Source organism: Geodermatophilus sp. SYSU D00696 (assembly GCF_054050235.1).
This window is the reverse complement of record NZ_JBJGYY010000022.1, coordinates 35,333-50,220: the sequence shown is the minus strand read 5'-3', so window position 1 is coordinate 50,220 and position 14,888 is coordinate 35,333. Positions and strand designations below refer to the sequence as shown.

The following is a 14,888-nucleotide window of genomic DNA, read 5'->3' as shown; positions in this document are numbered from 1 at the left end:
GACGGTTCAGCCGGTCACCTCGACGGCCTTCAGCCGGATCCCGCGGAAGGCGGCCAGGCGCTCGGCCTGCTCCTCGATGCGCGCCCGGAGCGCCCCGGTCACCGGCCGCCACGGCTCGACGGTGACGGTGAGCGCGCTGCCGGCCTTGCGTGGCCGCCACAGTCCGGCGAGGTCGCCGTCGTGCAGCACCGCTCCGGGCCGGCCGAGCACCGGCCACAGCGCCTTCCGGCGGGCGGGGTCGGCGACCAGCGTCTCGCGGTCGCGGCCCTGCAGGAACAGGTCGAACGGGCCGAGCAGCCGGGTGACCGCGGGCGGCGCCGTCCCGAGCCGCTCGACGTCGCCGGCGAGCACCCAGCGCCGCTGCCCGTCCACCGTCACCTCGACGGCGTCGTCGGGCCAGTGCGCCCTCACGTCCGCGACCGGGGCGTCGAGGTAGCCGGCCACGTGCTGCGGCGTGGCCGGGCCCAGCAGGTGCAGGTACCCGCGGACGACGTCGAGCCGGTCGGGGACGGTGTCCGCCGGCGCGAAACCGGGCACCGGCTGCAGCACCGGTGGCGAGGTGCCCGGCTGCAGCTCGAGCCCGGCCCGCAGTGCCGCGAGGCGGAACGGCTGCTCGTAGAGGTGCACCGCGTCGCAGGGGCGGCAGTACCGGTTGTAGGGACCGGGCCCGCCGTCCTCCATGAGGGCGTCCGACAGCGCCCGCGACATCTCGCCCTTGACCGTCGGCGCGGTGACGATCGCCCGCATCCGCTCGGCGATCCGGTCCAGCGCGGTGAGCACGGGGATGCCCGCCGCCTTCAGCGGCCTCGCCGCGTCGAACACCCGCTTGGCCGCGTCGTCCTCGGAGAACGGGGCGGTCGCGGCGGCGACGGCGGGCAGGTCGGCGCGGCGGTGGAGGTGCGGGGCGCCGCGGACGGTCCAGACGGTGGCCAGCTCGGCCGGGTCCAGGGCCGCCACGTCGACGCCGCGGAGGGCCAGGGCCCACAGCCCGCCGTCGGGACCGGTGTCCTGCACGCCGAGGTCGAGGACGGCGGTGTCGGCGGCCGTGCCGGACTCCCGGTCCAGCTGCTGGGCGGTGACCCGGGAGGCCAGGACGTCGGCGCGGGACGCGGTCTGCGGCACGGCGCGCACGCTAGCCCCGGGCGCCGACGGCCGGGAGGGATCAGACCGGCTGGGGCTCGGCCCGCGCGGGCGCGACGGGGGCCAGGGCCTCCGGCGGCCCGGGGCGGCCGAAGAACCAGCCCTGGCCGAGGTCGACGCCGAGCCCGCGCAGCGCGTCGGCCTCCTCGGCGGTCTCGATGCCCTCGGCGACCACCGTCACGCCGCAGCCGTGCCCGAAGGTCACCAGGGACGCGACCAGCCGGGCGAGCACCGGGTCGGTGTCCAGGCCGCTGACGATGCTGCGGTCCACCTTGATCACGTCGGGGTCGGTCACGACGATGTGGCGCAGCGAGGAGAAGCCGGCGCCGACGTCGTCGATGGCCAGCCGCATCCCGGCGGCGCGGAAGGGCAGCAGCACGCGGGTGAGCTCGTCGTAGTCCTCGACCGGGTCGTGCTCGGAGAGCTCGAGCAGGACGCGGTCGAGGGGCAGCTCCCCCAGCAGCCCGGCGAACTCCGGCGTCAGCAGGGTCTGCGGGGAGACGTTCATGGCCACGTAGCCGCCGACCCGGTCCAGGTGCGCGGCCGCGCCGCGCAGTGCGAGCAGCTCCACCTCGTGGCCGCGGCCGACGCTGTGCGCCTCCTCGAAGACGACGTCGGGGCCCTTGCCCCACTCGCGCGGGAACCGGCTGAGCGCCTCGGCGCCCACCCGCTGCCCGGTGGCGAGGTCGACGATCGGCTGCAGGACGATGCTGGGGCCGCCCGCCTGCACCAGCGGCCCGAGCCGGCCGTCGATGTCGTCGCGGCGCTGCTGCTCGCGGACCTCGGGCTCGATGACCACCGACGCGGCCGAGGCCAGGACCGTCATGAGCGACTCGTCCCGGCGGGTGAGCTCCTTGTCGGAGGTGAAGCCGAACGCGCAGAAGGTGCCGTACAGGGTGCCGTCGGACAGCGTCACCGGCGCCGAGACGTAGCTGCGGATGCGCGGGATGCGGGCCGCGGGCAGCGACATCGCGAGCGGGTACCGCGTGACGTCGTCGATGACGGCGGGCAGCTCCCCGTCGAGGATCTTCTGGCAGAAGGACGTCTCCTGGACGGCCGTGGCGCCGTCCCGGAACAGGGCCGGCACCCGGCTGTCGACCACCTCGAAGTGCTGGGTCGTGCCGTCGAGCCGGCTGAGGAACGCCACGCTCATGTGCAGCGACTTCCTCGCCGTCCGCAGCAGGTCGGCGATCTGCTGCTGCGCGTCCGTGCGCTGTCGTGCCATGGGTGCTCCTCGTCCGGAAGGCCAGTCCCCTCCCATCGACACCGGGCGGGCACGACTGGAGTGGTCACCCCCGGGCTCACCCGGACCGATGAGTCCCGGCGCCGGGCGCCGTCTGCACCCCGACACCGTCACCCGGCACCGAGGAGGACCCGATGCGCCCGCTCGTCGTCACCACGTTCCTGACCCTCGACGGGGTCGCCCAGGCCCCCGGCGGCCCGGAGGAGGACCCCTCCGGCGGTTTCCCGTTCGGTGGCTGGCTGGTCCCGCACGCCGACGAGGCCTTCGGCCGGCAGATGGACGCCTGGTTCGCCGGTGCCGAGGACTTCCTCCTCGGCCGCCGCACCTACGAGATCTTCGCGGCGCACTGGCCGCACGTGGACGCGAAGGGCGACCCGGTGGCCCAGGCGCTGCAGACGAAGACCAAGCACGTCGCCTCGCGGACGCTCACCTCGCTCGAGTGGTCGACGGCTCGCCTCCTCGGCGACGACGTCCCGGCCGCCGTGCGGGAACTCAAGGCCGCCGACGGCGGGGAGCTGCAGGTGCACGGCTCGGTGGGGCTGGTGCAGACCCTGCTCGCCGAGGACCTCGTCGACGAGCTCCGCACGATCGTCTTCCCCGTCGTCCTGGGCCAGGGGAAGCGGCTGTTCGAGGGCGGGGCGGCCCCGCGGACGTGGGAGACGGTCTCGTCGGCGACCACCTCCACCGGCGCGGTCATGACCGCCCACCGGCGCGTCGGTGAGGTGACCACCGGCTCGTACGCGCTGGACGACACCATGTCGGTTGGATGACCATACTGACTGCGGTAGGGTTCCTCGTCGCGTCGGTTGGATCGTCCAACCGGCGCGCCTGGAGGAACCGTGAGCCTGACCGCCGCTCTCGTCCCGACCGCCCGTCCGGCGCCCGGGCGGGTGCTGACGTTCGACCCGAGCTGGCGGTCCTTCACCCACGTGCAGGGCGGGCTGGTGGTCGGGCACCTGTTGGCCGCGGCGGCGGACCTGACCGGCGCCGCGCCGCGGGCGGTGGCCGCGCACCTGCTGGCCGGGGTCGAGCCCGCGACGGAGGCGCACGTCGAGGCCGTCGCCGACCGGGCGGGCACCACCGGCAGCGTGCGGGCCACGCTGGACCAGGGCGGGCGGGTCGCCGCGGTCGCGCAGGTGCTCACCCTGGCCCGGCCCGTCCGGCCGGGGGCGCCCGCACCCGTCCCCGCCGTGGCCGACGGGGTGCCGTTCGCGCTGCCGCGCGAGCTGGTGCCCTTCGCCGAGCACCTCTCGGTCCGCGCACTGGGCACGACGCGGCCGCTGGCCGGTGGCGACGAGCCGCGGCTGACCGCGTGGGCGCGCATCGACGGCGACCTCGAGCCGCTGGTCCAGCTCGGCGTGCTGATCGACGCACTGCCGCCGTCGCTGTTCGCCGTCCGCACCACGCCGCTCGCCGTCCCGACCGTCGAGCTCACCGCGCACCTCGCCGGCCCGCCGCCGGCCCCGGGCGCCTGGGTCCTGGTCGACCAGGTGACCACCTGGGTCGACGACGACGTGGCCGTGGACGACGCCGAGCTGCGCGCCGAGGACGGGTCGCTGCTCGCCCGGGCGCGGCAGACCCGCCGGCTGCTGACGCCGCGGTGAGCCGGGTCAGCCCTCGAGCAGGCCGGCCTCGTGGGCGAGGATCGCCGCCTGCGTCCGGTTGGCCAGGTCGAGCTTGGTCAGCAGCCGGGAGACGTAGGTCTTCACGGTCGCCTCGCTGACGAACAGCCGCCCGGCGAGCTCGGCGTTGGACCCGCCGCTGCCCAGCAGGGCCAGCACCTCGCGCTCGCGGTCGGACAACGCCGCGACCCGCCGCAGCGCCCGCGCGCGCCGCGGTGCGGCCCGCCGGTCGACGTAGGACTCGATGAGCGTCGCGGTGACCGCGGGGGACAGGGTCGCCGTCCCGTCGGCCACCGCCCGCACCGCCGCGGCGATCTCCCGCGGCGGGGTGTCCTTGAGGAGGAAGCCCGCCGCGCCGGCGGCCAGCGCCGCGTAGACGTACTCGTCGAGGTGGAAGGTGGTCAGCACCGCGACCTGCGGCGGGTCGGGGAGCGCGAGGATCTCGCGGGTGGCGGCCAGCCCGTCCATGCGGGGCATCCGGATGTCGGTGAGGACGACGTCGGGGCGCAGGTCCCGGGCCGCGGCGACCCCCGCGGCACCGTCCGCGGCCTCGCCGACGACCTCGATGTCACCGGCGGCCTCGAGGACGGTGCGCAGACCGAACCGGACCAGCTCCTCGTCGTCGACCAGGACCACCCGGATCCGCGGCTGCCCGGCGGAGCCGCTCATGCCGGCAGCACCGCCTCGACGTCGAAGCCGCCGTCCAGACGCGGCTCGGCGCGCAGCCGGCCGCCGAGCGTGCGCACCCGCTCGGCCAGCCCCACCAGGCCGAAGCCCCCGCCGGGGACGGCGTCCGGGACGTGCGACGGGCGGCCGTTGACCACCCGGACGCGCAGCTCACCCGGGCACCGCTCGACGGTGACCTCGACCGGTGCGTCGGGGGCGTGCCGGCCGGCGTTGGTCAGCGCCTCCTGCACGATGCGGTACGCCGCCCGCCCGACGGCGGGGTCGACCGGCGCGGTCCCCTCCGCGGGTCCGCTCCAGCGCACCGTCATCCCTGCCTCCCGGGCCGCCTGGACCAGCCGGGGCAGGTCGGCCGGCCCCGGCTGGGGGCCCAGCGGCGCAGCCTCGTCGAGGTCCCCGGCACGCAGCACGCCGACCATCTGCCGCAGCTCCTCCAGCGCGCGCCGTCCGGCCTCCTGCACCTGGCCGGCCAGCTGCTGCACGCGGTCCCGGTCCCCAGCGGCCACCTCGATGGCCCCCGCCTGCAGCACCATGAGGCTCACCCGGTGGCCGACCGCGTCGTGCATCTCCCGGGCGATCCGGGTCCGCTCGGTGAGGACGGCCTCGCGGGCCAGCAGCTCCCGCTCGGCCTCGGCCCGTTCGGCCCGGCCGGTCAGCGCGTCGACCAGCTCGGCGCGCGTGCGCGCCCAGGCGCCGAGCGCCCCGGGGAGCAGGACGACGAGCGTGGCGCCGCCGACGGCGCCGACCCACTGGTCCACCGAGGTCAGCGTCCACGGCTGGGCGACCGCGACGACCCCCACGACCGCCGCCGCCGAGCGCACCGGCCAACGCGGCTCGTACCGGCCCACGGCGTAGGCGGTCAGCAGGCTCGCGACGGTGACCGCGGGGGAGAGGGCCGACAGGACGGCGCCGATGCCGAACGGGACCAGCGGCGCGCGGCGGCGCAGCAGGGCGAGGGTGACGACCAGGAGGACGGTCCCCGGGACGACGACGGCCAGGCGACCGCTGCCCGGGGTCGCCGCCGACAGGCCGACGGCGACCGTGCCGAGCAGTGCCAGGGCCACCTCGAACGCGATGCTGCGCGGCCCGAGTCCCGGCCACAGGCGAGCGCGCAGCCCCATGCCGCGGAGCGTAGGACGCCGCGCCGTGCCCGCGGGTCGCCCGACGGTCGACGTCCGACGTCTCCGATCGGGCGACACGGCGTACGACTCCCGGTGCCGCAGGTCCAGCCCCGCGGCCGACGCGGCGCGCCCCCGGCCGCGGCCACTCTCGTCGTCGTGACCGGACGGACCGGTCGGCGACCGAGGAGGTCCCCATGATCGAGGTCAGCGGGCTGACCAAGCAGTACGGCTCCCGGACCGTCGTCGACGACGTGTCCTTCACGCTCGAGCCCGGCACGGTGACCGGCTTCCTCGGTCCCAACGGCGCCGGCAAGACCACGACGATGCGGATGGTGACCGGCCTGGTGCCGGCCACCTCGGGGACCGCGCTCGTCGACGGCCGGCCCTACCGGGAGCTGCCCAACCCGGGCGCCGTCGTCGGGACGCTGCTCGACGCCTCGGCCGTGCACCCGGGCCGCACCGGGCGGGTGCACCTGCAGCTGCTCGCCACGGCCATCGGGGTACCGCGGCCGCGGGTCGACGAGGTGCTGGAGCTGGTCGGCCTCTCCGCAGCCGCGCGGCGGCGGATCGGCGGCTACTCCCTCGGCATGCGGCAGCGGCTGGGCATCGCCGGGGCGCTGCTGGCCGACCCGCCGGTGCTGGTGTTCGACGAGCCGGCCAACGGCCTGGACCCCGAGGGCATCCGCTGGATGCGCGACCTGCTGCGCGGGCACGCCGCGCGCGGCGGCACGGTGCTGCTGTCCAGCCACCTGCTCGGCGAGGTCGAGCACACCGTCGACCGGCTGCTGGTGATCGGCGCCGGCCGGCTGGTCGCCGACGGCCCGGTGACCGAGCTGCTCGGCGGCGAGGGCACCACCGTCCACGCCGCCGACCCGGCCGCGCTCGCCCGCGCGCTGGAGGACGCCGGGTTCCACGTGCAACACGGCGCCGACGGCGTCCTGGTGGTCCCCGGCGCCGAGCCCGGCGCGGTCGGGGCGGTCGCGGCGGCCGGAGGCCACGTCCTGACCGACCTGCGCCCGGTCCAGCGCGGCATCGAGGACCTCTTCTTCCAGCTCACCTCCGCCTCCTGACCCACCCCATCCCTCCTCCCGGAGCTCGCCATGACCACCCTCACCCCCGCACCCTCGTCCACCGCGCGTCCCGCCGTCCGCGAGCGGGGTGCGTCGCCGGCCACCCTGGTCGGCCTGGAGATCCGCAAGTCCCTGTCCACCCGGTCGGGGCGGACGCTCGCGCTGGTGTCGGCACTGCTCGCACCCGTCGCCGCGGCCGTCATGGCCGCGACCAGCGACGACGACCTCGGCTCGGCCACCGGGCCGGTCGGCGCGCTCGGTCTGGTCACCGTGCTGGTCCTGCTCGCGCTCGGGGTGTTGTCGACCGCCGGCGAGTGGACCCACCGGACCGTGCAGACCACCTTCCTGGTGGTGCCGCAGCGCGGGCGGGTGGTGGCCGCGAAGACGGTCGCCGTGGCCCTCCTCGGTGCCACGCTGGCCGCCGTCGCGACCGCGGCGACCGCCGGCGTCCTGGCGGTGGCGCCCGTCGGGGACCTGACGTGGGACGGCGTCCCGCAGGCGTTCGGGGTCGTGGTCGCGGCCGGTGCGGCCTTCGCGGTCGTCGGCGCCGGTGTGGGCGCGGCCGTGGCGAACTCGCCGGCAGCGCTGACCGGGCTGTACCTGACCGTCCTGGGCGTCATGCCGGTCCTGCGGATGGCCCAGCCGGGCCTCGCCGGGAAGCTCGACCCGGCCGACGCCGTGCTGGGTCTGGCCCTCGGGCACGGCGGCAGCACCCAGGTGCTGGTCCTGACCGGCTGGGTGGTCGTCAGCCTGGTCGCTGGCACCGTCCTCACCCGCCGCCGAGCGGTCGCCTGACATCCGCCTCACCCGGACCCTCCCGGCCCACCACGGCCGGGAGGGTCCGCCCGTTCCCGCGGGAACGCCCGGCCACCGCTCCGGCGGAACGCCCGGCCGCGGGACGGCGGGATCAGGCCGCCGGGTCGAGCCGACCGGCCCGCTCGGCGGCCAGCCGGCGCTCGAGGTCGCGGTTGCCCAGCAGCACGCCGACGACGTAGCCGAGGTCCATGCGCTCGCCACCCCCGGCCAGCGAGCCGGGCTGGTCGGACTCCTGGCGCGGGACGAGCCGGGTCACGAGCGCCGAACCGGTCGGCGCGGTCCCGTCGCCGCCGCCGTCGGCTCCCTCCACGCCGGCGGCGAAGGCGACGTCTCCCCGGCCCCACACCCGGCGGCCGTCGGGTGTGATGGCGACCAACTCACCTGCTTGCCGCGTCATGACCAGGTCGAGGTCGTGGGCCAGGCCGTGGTCGGCGTCGCAGAGCAGGACCAGGTTGTCCAGGTCCGTGGCGCCGCCGAACAGCCAGTGGCGCAGGTGGTGCGCGTGCAGCCGCGCCACGCGCGTCTCCGGGCACCCGGGCCGCGCGCACCCACCGTCGCGGCGGGACAGCGCCCGTCGCTGGGCCCGGGTGGCCAGCCGCCGGGCGCGGCCCACGGCGAGCGGCTCGCGTCCGCGCGACAGCATGGTGACGACCGTGGCCTCGCAGAGCATCCGCCGCACCTGGCTGCCGTGCAGCGCCGGCCCGCCCTCCAGGTGGGCCCGGCCGGCCGCGGCGTCGTCGGCGAGGACCGCGGCGTCGACGTGCACGACGACCTCGCGCCGCGGCGGGTCCCCGGCCCGGCGGTCGGCCTCCGGTGCGGCGGCGGCCAGCCGGGCAACCGCGGAGCAGCGGCGCGCCGCCGTCCGCTCCCGGGCGAGGGCCACCTCGTCGACCCCGTCGGCCGGCCCGTCGCCCCCGCGCCCGGGATCGCCCTCCCGCCGGGCGGCCGCCCGGTCGCGGCGGGCGTCGCGTTCGGCGAGGGAGTCGACGCCGGCGAGGAACGCCGCGCCCTCCTCGGCGTCCAGGCACATGCGCAGGTGCAGCATCCCGTCGTCGTCCCACCAGTGCTCGAACCGCCGCTTGTCGCGCACGGTCCCGGCGTCGACGGCGTCCGACCGGCGCCAGGCGCGGACCACCCGCTCGACCTGGGCCGCGGTGGCCTCGCGCGCGAGGTCGAGCAGCGCGTCCTCGGTGTCGGGCTCGGCGACCCGGGTGAGCGCCCGCACCTTCGAGTAGGAGAGCCGGCCGGACGCGAAGGACTCCCGGATGCGTGGTAGGCCGGTCAGGGCGCGGGCGACGCGGACGTGCTCGCGGGCCGCGCCGGGGGACAGGCCGCACTGCCAGGCCAGCCAGTGGGCGCACGACCGGAGGCCGGCGCCGCCCCAGCCCTCGCGGCGGTCGAACTCTGCGATCAGTGCGAGCCACTCCGCCGTCGCGGCGGCCAGCCGGACGGCGGTGCCGGTGATGCGCCGGGCGAGCTCGTCGAGCGGCAGGTCGGTGGGCCCGTCCATCGGCGTCCTCCTCGAACGTGTGTCCGACACGCTAGGAGGGGCTGCCGACAGAACCGCTGGTCACCGGCGCGGAGCGTTCCCGCGGGAACGTCGACGGGCTCAGTCGAGCCCGCCGCGGGCCACCAGCTGGCGGGCGATGACGTCGCGCTGGATCTCGTTGGTGCCCTCGCCGACGATCATCAGCGGGGCGTCGCGGAAGTAGCGCTCGACGTCGAACTCGGTCGAGTAGCCGTGGCCGCCGTGCACGCGGATGGCGTCCAGCGCGATGCGCATCGCCGTCTCGGAGGCGAACAGCTTGGCCATCCCGGCCTCCATGTCCGACCGCTGTCCCGACTCGTGGCGCTCGGCCGCATGGAGCAGGAGCTGGCGGGCGGCGGTCAGCGAGGTGGCCATGTCCGCGAGCAGGTTGCCCACCGACTGGTGCTGCCAGATCGGCCGGCCGAAGCTCTCCCGCTGCTGGGCGTAGCGCAGCGCGTCGTCGAAGGCCGCCTGGCCCACGCCCACCGCCCGCGCCGCCACCTGGATCCGCCCGGTCTCCAGGCCGGTCATCATCTGCGCGAAGCCGCGGCCCTCGACCCCGCCCAGGACGGCGTCGGCCGGCGCGCGGTACGCATCGAACACCAGCTCGCAGCTCTCCACGCCCTTGTAGCCGAGCTTGGGCAGGTCGCGCGACACCGTCAGTCCTGGTCCGTGCTCCACCAGCAGCACCGACACCCCGCGGTGCCGCGGCCGCGCCGCCGGGTCGGTCTTGCACAGCAGCGCGACCAGCTGTGAGCGGCGGGCGTTGCTGATCCAGGTCTTGGCGCCGTCGACGACGTACCCCTCGCCGTCGCGTCGCGCCACCGTGGTCATCGCCTGCAGGTCCGACCCGCCACCGGGCTCGGTGAGCGCCATCGTCGCCCGGACCTCGCCGGTCGCCATGCGCGGCAGCCAGCGGTCCTGCTGCTCCCGGGTGCCGAAGGCGACCAGCAGCTTCGCGACGACGGTGTGCCCGCCCATCGCGCCCGCCAGCGACATCCACCCGCGGGCGAGCTCCGCGGTGACCAGCGCGTAGCAGGGCATCGACACCGGGGCCTCGCCCCACGGCTCGGGGACGGCCAGGCCGAAGGCGCCGAGCTCCTTCATCCGCTCGACCAGCGCCTCGGGGTACTCGTCGGCGTGCTCGAGCTCGCGGACGACCGGGCGGACCTCCCGGTCGACGAAGGCCCGCACGATGGCGACGACGTCGCGCTCCTCGGGGCTCAGCACCGCGGGCCCTCGGCGAGCACCGCGGTCCCGGTGACCGACGCGGGCGCGCCCACCGTCCCCGCGGACAGCGCGAACCGGTCGCCGTCGAGCCGCCCGCCCGCCCGCACCGGCGGACCCGCGTACGCCGGGCGGACCAGGCGGTGGCTGAACGACGTGACGGACCGGTCCGGCAGGTGACGGCGCGGGACCTCCAGCAGCAGCAGCGCCAGCAGCGGCCCGTGCACGACCAGACCCGGGTGACCCTCCACCTGCGTCGCGTAGGGCTGGTCGTAGTGGATGCGGTGCGCGTTGTAGGTGAGTGCGCTGAACCGGAACAGCAGCGGCGGGTCGGGCAGCACCTCGACCACGTGGTCGCCGATGTCGGCGGGGGAGCCGGCGCCCGCCGGGGCCGGGGAGGAGCCGGCCTCCTGGGAGCGGTAGACGACGTCCTGCTCCTCGGTGACCAGCAGCGCGCCGTCCTCCCGGTACTCGCTGCGCACGGTGACCAGCAGCATCTCCCCGCTCCGGCCGGTCTTGACCTCGCAGCGGGCCAGCGACGACGTCCGCTCCACCGCCGACCCCACCCGCAGCGGAGCGGTGACCTGGAGCCGCCCGCCGGCGATCATCCGGCGCCGGTGCGGCAGCGGCGGGAGGAAGTGCCCGGCGCGGGGGTGGCCGTCGTCGCCGAGGTCGGCGGTGGCCGGCCGGTCGAGGAAGGTGAACACGTGCCAGCCCGGCGGCAGCGGGTCGCCGTCGGCCAGCGGCGGGGCGGGCTGGTCGAGCAGCGCGGCGAAGGCGGCCGCGGGCCCGGGCGCGACCACCGCGGTGCCGGTCAGCGGGCCCGGGGACCAGCCCGCGACGGCGTCGGTCAGGGAGGACACGGCGTCATCGTGCCGCCTGTGACGCCGCCCGCACCCCGGAATGGCGCGGGCCGTGCGGGTGTCGGAACCGGCGTGGACCTGTTCTCACCCGTGAAACTCGGCGACCTCGAGCTCGCCAACCGCGTGGCCATGGCGCCCCTGACCCGGATGCGGTCCGGCTCCTCGGGCGTGCCCGGCGACCTCGTCGTCGAGCACTACGCGCAGCGCGCCGGCGTTGGCCTGGTCGTCACCGAGGGCACCTACCCGAACCACGAGTCGCAGTCCTTCGTCGGCCAGCCCGGCATCGTCACCGACGAGCAGGTGGCCGGCTGGCGCCGCGTCGCCGAGGCGGTGCACGCCCGCGGCGGCCGGATCGTCCTGCAGGTCATGCACGGCGGGCGGGTCACCCACCCCGACGTCAACGGCGGCCGCCGCGTGGTGGCCCCCAGCGCCATCGCGATCGACGGCGCCGGCCACACCGAGAAGGGCAAGCAGCCCTACCCGGTGCCGCACGCGCTGACCACCGAGGAGGTCCGGGACGTCGTCCGGGACTTCCGGCGGGCCGCCGAGCGCGCCGTGGAGGCCGGGCTGGACGGCGTGGAGGTCCACGGCGCCAACGGCTACCTGCTGCACGAGTTCATGGCGCCGTCGTCCAACGTCCGCGACGACGAGTACGGCGGCTCGCCGGAGAACCGGGCCCGCCTGGTGGCCGAGGTGGTCACCGCGGTCGCCGACGCGATCGGCGCCGGCCGCGTGGGCCTGCGGATCTCGCCCGAGCACGGCATCCAGGACGTCCTCGAGCCCGACCGCGGCGACGTCCTCGCCACCTACGGCGCGCTGCTCGACCGGCTGCGTCCGCTCGGCCTGGCCTACCTGTCGGTGCTGCACCGGGAGCCCGCCGGCGACCTGGTCCAGGAGCTGCGCCGCCGCTCCGGCGCGCCGCTGATGGCCAACAGCGGCTTCGGCGCCGTCACCACCCGCGAGGAGGCGGTGGCGCTCATCGAGGCCGCGCACGCCGACGTCGTCGCCGTGGGCCGGGCGGTGATCGCCAACCCCGACTTGGTCGAGCGCTGGGCCGGGGAGCACCCGGAGAACGAGATCCGGTCGCACCTGTTCTACGCGTCGGGTGCCGAGGGCTACACCGACTACCCCACACTGCGCGCCAGCTGAGACGCCGCGCGGCGACCCGGGAGCCCTCACCGGACGGGCCGGAGGGGGCTCCCGGGTCAGTCGGTCAGTACCAGTTGTTGGCCTGGAAGTGGCTCCAGGCCGCGCAGGGGCTGCCGTACCGGTTCTCGATGTAGACCAGCCCCGCGTCGATCTGCCGGTACGGGTCCGACGTCTTCGCGATGCCGGTGCCCGCCCAGGTGGAGTCGAGGAACTGGGCGATGCCGTAGGCGGTGCTGCTGGGGTTCTGCGCGTTCGGGTTCCAGCCGCTCTCCCGCTCCCAGAGCTGCTCGAGGCAGCCGAACTGGGTGGCGTTCCCGCCGAGCTGGGCCAGGGCGTAGTCCTTGTAGGCCGCCTCGCCCGAGGCGGCGGGTGCCGCGGCCGGCGCGGGAGCCGGTGCCGGGGCGGGTGCGGAGGCCGGCGCGGGAGCCGGTGCCGCCGCGGGAGCGGCGGGCGCCGCCTCGCCGTCGCCCTGGTTCCAGCCACCGTCGCGGTCACCGTCCCAGCCGCCCCACTGGGAGCTGGAGCTGCGGTCACCGGAGTCCCAGTGGTCGTCGGCTTGGGCCACCGCCTGCCCGCCGAAGGTGAGGGCGAGGGTCATCGCCCCCGTGGCGGTCAGCAGGTGCAGGACGCGGCGGCGCGGTCGCGCGGCGACGAGGGTGTCCTGGGCGGCGGTGTGCTCGAGGTCGGTGGGTGCATGCATCGGGTCGTCCTCCTGGAGGTGTGGTCGCCGGACGCCGTCACCGGACGGCGCCGGGTGGGTCGGGATGCGGTGGGCCCCGAGGCCCGTGAGGGCAGGGGTCGGCAGCCGGGCGCGCGGCACCGGCCGGACCAGGGGCCCGGCTGCGGGCGTGCGACGGCTGCTGCGTGCAGTGGCTGGGCAGGCGGGAGCGCGACGGTCCCGGACCTGGGCGCGCGGGGGCTCGGGGCCCCAGGGCGCGGATGTACTCCGTCCTCCCGTGGCCGCCTACCAGGTGAGCTGACGGGTTCGGGCTGGGAGTGCCCTACCCGCTCCCGGAGGGCCGGGAGCGGGACTCACCCCGGTGGTGCAGGTGGGTCCCCGGCTCGCACCCACGGGGGTGGGCGCGACTCGGCGGCATCCGGCAGGGGCCCCCGGACGGGGACGAGACGACCGGCCGGACGCCGAAACGCTAAGGACGTGACCGGATGGTCACAATCGGAGGTGCCGACCGGAGCGCGACAGGCCGACGCCACGTCCCCTCCGCGCACGGCTGGTCACCCCGCGCGACCAATCTCCTCCGGACACGCCGCGGCCGCCGGGACCACGGGTCCCGGCGGCCGCGTCCGATCGCGTGCGGACTACCCGGGTCGGCGGGCACCGTCCCCGGGGAGGTCGGCTGCGTGGTGCCGCTCGGAGGAGATGCCGACCACGTTGCCGAACGGGTCGACGACGGCGGCGCTGACGATCGGCCCGTGCGGCGTGAGCGGGATGTACTCCTTCGCGCCCATCGCGGTGAGCCGCTCGAGCACGGCGTCGAGGTCGTCGACGTCCCAGTAGCCGACCGCGCCGCCGGTCTCCAGCGCCATGCCCGGAGGGGCGGAGGCGCGGGAGGCGATCGCCAGTGACGTCCCCTCGTCGATGCGGAACTTCGCGTAGCTGGGCCGTCCGCCTGGGCCGGGCCTGGTGAAGCCCGGCCCGGTACCCAGGAGCTCCGTGTACCAGGCGACGGCCGCGGCTACGTCGTCGGCGAAGTAGGTCTGGTTGGCGAACCGGCGCAGGCTCATGACGTGCCCTCGCGGGGCGCGGGAAGCTGGTCCCCGGGCGCCCAGTCGGGAGCCGTCCAGCGGTGGAAGACCCGGGCCACCGAGTCGCGCGGGGTCTGCCACGTCTCGGGGTTGTACGGGCTGACGTAGGGAGCCAGGTCCTCCATGACCTTGGCGAATGCCGGCCGCATGGACTCGTGGTTCTGCCGCACGGCCGCCGCCTTGGCCCGGTCCTGCTCCAGGAGGTGCACGAATACGTCTTCCATGGAGTACAGCCAGCGGCCGGTGACGCCGGTCTCCGTGGGCAGGCCACCCGCGTCGGATGCGGCGAACACCCGGGCGATGTCCTCCTCGCTGCCCGGCCGCATCCGCTGGACGATGACGGTCATCTCCCGGTCGGGGGAGACCTCGCCCTCGGGCACCCAGCTGTAGAAGTGCTTCGCCACCGAGTGCGACGGGTTCTGCCAGTAGCTGGGGTAGGGCGTCACGTACGGTGCGATGGCCTCGGCGATCGCCTGGAACGCCGGCAGACCGCGGCGCTGGCCGGAGACCTCCGGGTCCTCCTTGCGCTCGATGACGTGCAGGTAGAGGCCCTCGTAGGAGAGCAGGACCCGCCCGACGACGCCCATGTCCTGCGGCCGGGTGGTCCGGTCGTAGTAGGCGAACACCGGTCCCACCTTGTCCTCGCTGCCAGGCACCATCC

Annotated in this window: 15 protein-coding genes and 1 riboswitch; of the genes, 5 read left to right on the top strand and 10 right to left on the bottom strand. The window is 76.2% G+C overall.

The genetic code is table 11. From position 1 onward, the window contains the following. Positions 1 to 6: 6 nt before the first annotated feature. Positions 7 to 1,122, bottom strand: coding sequence for a winged helix DNA-binding domain-containing protein (locus tag ACI79O_RS15115; RefSeq protein WP_456914555.1), 1,116 nt, complete (start codon positions 1,120 to 1,122; stop codon positions 7 to 9). A gap of 40 nt (positions 1,123 to 1,162) precedes the next feature. Continuing rightward, positions 1,163 to 2,365, bottom strand: a complete 1,203-nt coding sequence (locus tag ACI79O_RS15110; RefSeq protein WP_456914554.1) for an EAL domain-containing protein — start codon at positions 2,363 to 2,365, stop codon at positions 1,163 to 1,165. 152 nt (positions 2,366 to 2,517) lie between these two features. On the opposite strand from ACI79O_RS15110, the gene ACI79O_RS15105 reads away from it, so the two are divergent. Both ACI79O_RS15105 and ACI79O_RS15100 read left to right on the top strand, forming a co-directional pair. Continuing rightward, complete coding sequence (locus ACI79O_RS15105; RefSeq protein WP_456914553.1) at positions 2,518 to 3,153, top strand: dihydrofolate reductase family protein; 636 nt, start codon at positions 2,518 to 2,520, stop codon at positions 3,151 to 3,153. 69 nt (positions 3,154 to 3,222) lie between these two features. Continuing rightward, on the top strand, positions 3,223 to 3,987 hold the full coding sequence (locus tag ACI79O_RS15100) for a hypothetical protein (protein WP_456886331.1): 765 nt from the start codon (positions 3,223 to 3,225) through the stop codon (positions 3,985 to 3,987). A gap of 6 nt (positions 3,988 to 3,993) precedes the next feature. Here the strand turns inward: ACI79O_RS15100 and ACI79O_RS15095 are convergent, their stop codons facing one another. Further along, positions 3,994 to 4,674, bottom strand: coding sequence for a response regulator transcription factor (locus ACI79O_RS15095; RefSeq protein WP_456914552.1), 681 nt, complete (start codon positions 4,672 to 4,674; stop codon positions 3,994 to 3,996). Then, entirely contained in the window at positions 4,671 to 5,810 is a 1,140-nt protein-coding gene (locus ACI79O_RS15090) for a sensor histidine kinase (RefSeq protein ID WP_456886329.1), read from the bottom strand. Before ACI79O_RS15090 ends, ACI79O_RS15095 begins: the two co-directional genes overlap by 4 nt. Positions 5,811 to 6,004: 194 nt before the next feature. Here ACI79O_RS15090 and ACI79O_RS15085 point away from each other — a divergent pair, with 194 nt between their 5' ends. Together ACI79O_RS15085 and ACI79O_RS15080 are read left to right on the top strand one after the other, a co-directional pair. Continuing rightward, on the top strand, positions 6,005 to 6,880 hold the full coding sequence (locus tag ACI79O_RS15085) for an ABC transporter ATP-binding protein (RefSeq protein ID WP_456886327.1): 876 nt from the start codon (positions 6,005 to 6,007) through the stop codon (positions 6,878 to 6,880). A 30-nt stretch (positions 6,881 to 6,910) separates the two neighbouring features. Further along, a complete protein-coding gene (locus ACI79O_RS15080) occupies positions 6,911 to 7,675 on the top strand; it encodes a hypothetical protein (RefSeq protein WP_456886325.1) in 765 nt (254 codons plus the stop codon). 112 nt (positions 7,676 to 7,787) lie between these two features. Here the strand turns inward: ACI79O_RS15080 and ACI79O_RS15075 are convergent, their stop codons facing one another. From ACI79O_RS15075 to ACI79O_RS15065, 3 genes are all read right to left on the bottom strand, one after another. Beyond that, positions 7,788 to 9,206 (bottom strand): DUF222 domain-containing protein, encoded by a 1,419-nt coding sequence (locus ACI79O_RS15075; protein ID WP_456914551.1) that lies wholly within the window; start codon positions 9,204 to 9,206, stop codon positions 7,788 to 7,790. A 99-nt stretch (positions 9,207 to 9,305) separates the two neighbouring features. Beyond that, positions 9,306 to 10,454 (bottom strand): acyl-CoA dehydrogenase family protein, encoded by a 1,149-nt coding sequence (locus ACI79O_RS15070; protein ID WP_456914550.1) that lies wholly within the window; start codon positions 10,452 to 10,454, stop codon positions 9,306 to 9,308. Next, on the bottom strand, positions 10,448 to 11,314 hold the full coding sequence (locus ACI79O_RS15065) for an FAS1-like dehydratase domain-containing protein (protein ID WP_456886319.1): 867 nt from the start codon (positions 11,312 to 11,314) through the stop codon (positions 10,448 to 10,450). The genes ACI79O_RS15070 and ACI79O_RS15065 overlap by 7 nt, the downstream gene beginning before the upstream one ends. Before the next feature lie 72 nt (positions 11,315 to 11,386). On the opposite strand from ACI79O_RS15065, the gene ACI79O_RS15060 reads away from it, so the two are divergent. Beyond that, complete coding sequence (locus tag ACI79O_RS15060) at positions 11,387 to 12,463, top strand: alkene reductase (protein WP_456914549.1); 1,077 nt, start codon at positions 11,387 to 11,389, stop codon at positions 12,461 to 12,463. 64 nt (positions 12,464 to 12,527) lie between these two features. Here the strand turns inward: ACI79O_RS15060 and ACI79O_RS15055 are convergent, their stop codons facing one another. From ACI79O_RS15055 to ACI79O_RS15045, 3 genes are all read right to left on the bottom strand, one after another. Further along, on the bottom strand, positions 12,528 to 13,163 hold the full coding sequence (locus ACI79O_RS15055) for an aggregation-promoting factor C-terminal-like domain-containing protein (protein ID WP_456886315.1): 636 nt from the start codon (positions 13,161 to 13,163) through the stop codon (positions 12,528 to 12,530). A gap of 246 nt (positions 13,164 to 13,409) precedes the next feature. Continuing rightward, a riboswitch (cyclic di-AMP (ydaO/yuaA leader) is annotated at positions 13,410 to 13,566 on the bottom strand. Positions 13,567 to 13,780: 214 nt separating this feature from the next. After that, complete coding sequence (locus ACI79O_RS15050; protein ID WP_456886313.1) at positions 13,781 to 14,206, bottom strand: VOC family protein; 426 nt, start codon at positions 14,204 to 14,206, stop codon at positions 13,781 to 13,783. After that, complete coding sequence (locus ACI79O_RS15045) at positions 14,203 to 14,886, bottom strand: TcmI family type II polyketide cyclase (protein ID WP_456886311.1); 684 nt, start codon at positions 14,884 to 14,886, stop codon at positions 14,203 to 14,205. The genes ACI79O_RS15050 and ACI79O_RS15045 overlap by 4 nt, the downstream gene beginning before the upstream one ends. Positions 14,887 to 14,888 lie beyond the last annotated feature (2 nt).

Excerpts from the sequence above, each read along its gene's own strand:
- ACI79O_RS15110 (WP_456914554.1), bottom strand. The coding sequence starts at position 2,365 with ATGGCACGACAGCGCACGGACGCGCAGCAGCAGATCGCCGACCTGCTG.
- ACI79O_RS15090 (WP_456886329.1), bottom strand. The coding sequence starts at position 5,810 with ATGGGGCTGCGCGCTCGCCTGTGGCCGGGACTCGGGCCGCGCAGCATC.
- ACI79O_RS15085 (WP_456886327.1), top strand. The coding sequence starts at position 6,005 with ATGATCGAGGTCAGCGGGCTGACCAAGCAGTACGGCTCCCGGACCGTC.
- ACI79O_RS15105 (WP_456914553.1), top strand. The coding sequence starts at position 2,518 with ATGCGCCCGCTCGTCGTCACCACGTTCCTGACCCTCGACGGGGTCGCC.
- ACI79O_RS15080 (WP_456886325.1), top strand. The coding sequence starts at position 6,911 with ATGACCACCCTCACCCCCGCACCCTCGTCCACCGCGCGTCCCGCCGTC.
- ACI79O_RS15055 (WP_456886315.1), bottom strand. The coding sequence starts at position 13,163 with ATGCATGCACCCACCGACCTCGAGCACACCGCCGCCCAGGACACCCTC.
- ACI79O_RS15050 (WP_456886313.1), bottom strand. The coding sequence starts at position 14,206 with ATGAGCCTGCGCCGGTTCGCCAACCAGACCTACTTCGCCGACGACGTA.
- ACI79O_RS15095 (WP_456914552.1), bottom strand. The coding sequence starts at position 4,674 with ATGAGCGGCTCCGCCGGGCAGCCGCGGATCCGGGTGGTCCTGGTCGAC.
- ACI79O_RS15075 (WP_456914551.1), bottom strand. The coding sequence starts at position 9,206 with ATGGACGGGCCCACCGACCTGCCGCTCGACGAGCTCGCCCGGCGCATC.
- ACI79O_RS15045 (WP_456886311.1), bottom strand. The coding sequence starts at position 14,886 with ATGGTGCCTGGCAGCGAGGACAAGGTGGGACCGGTGTTCGCCTACTAC.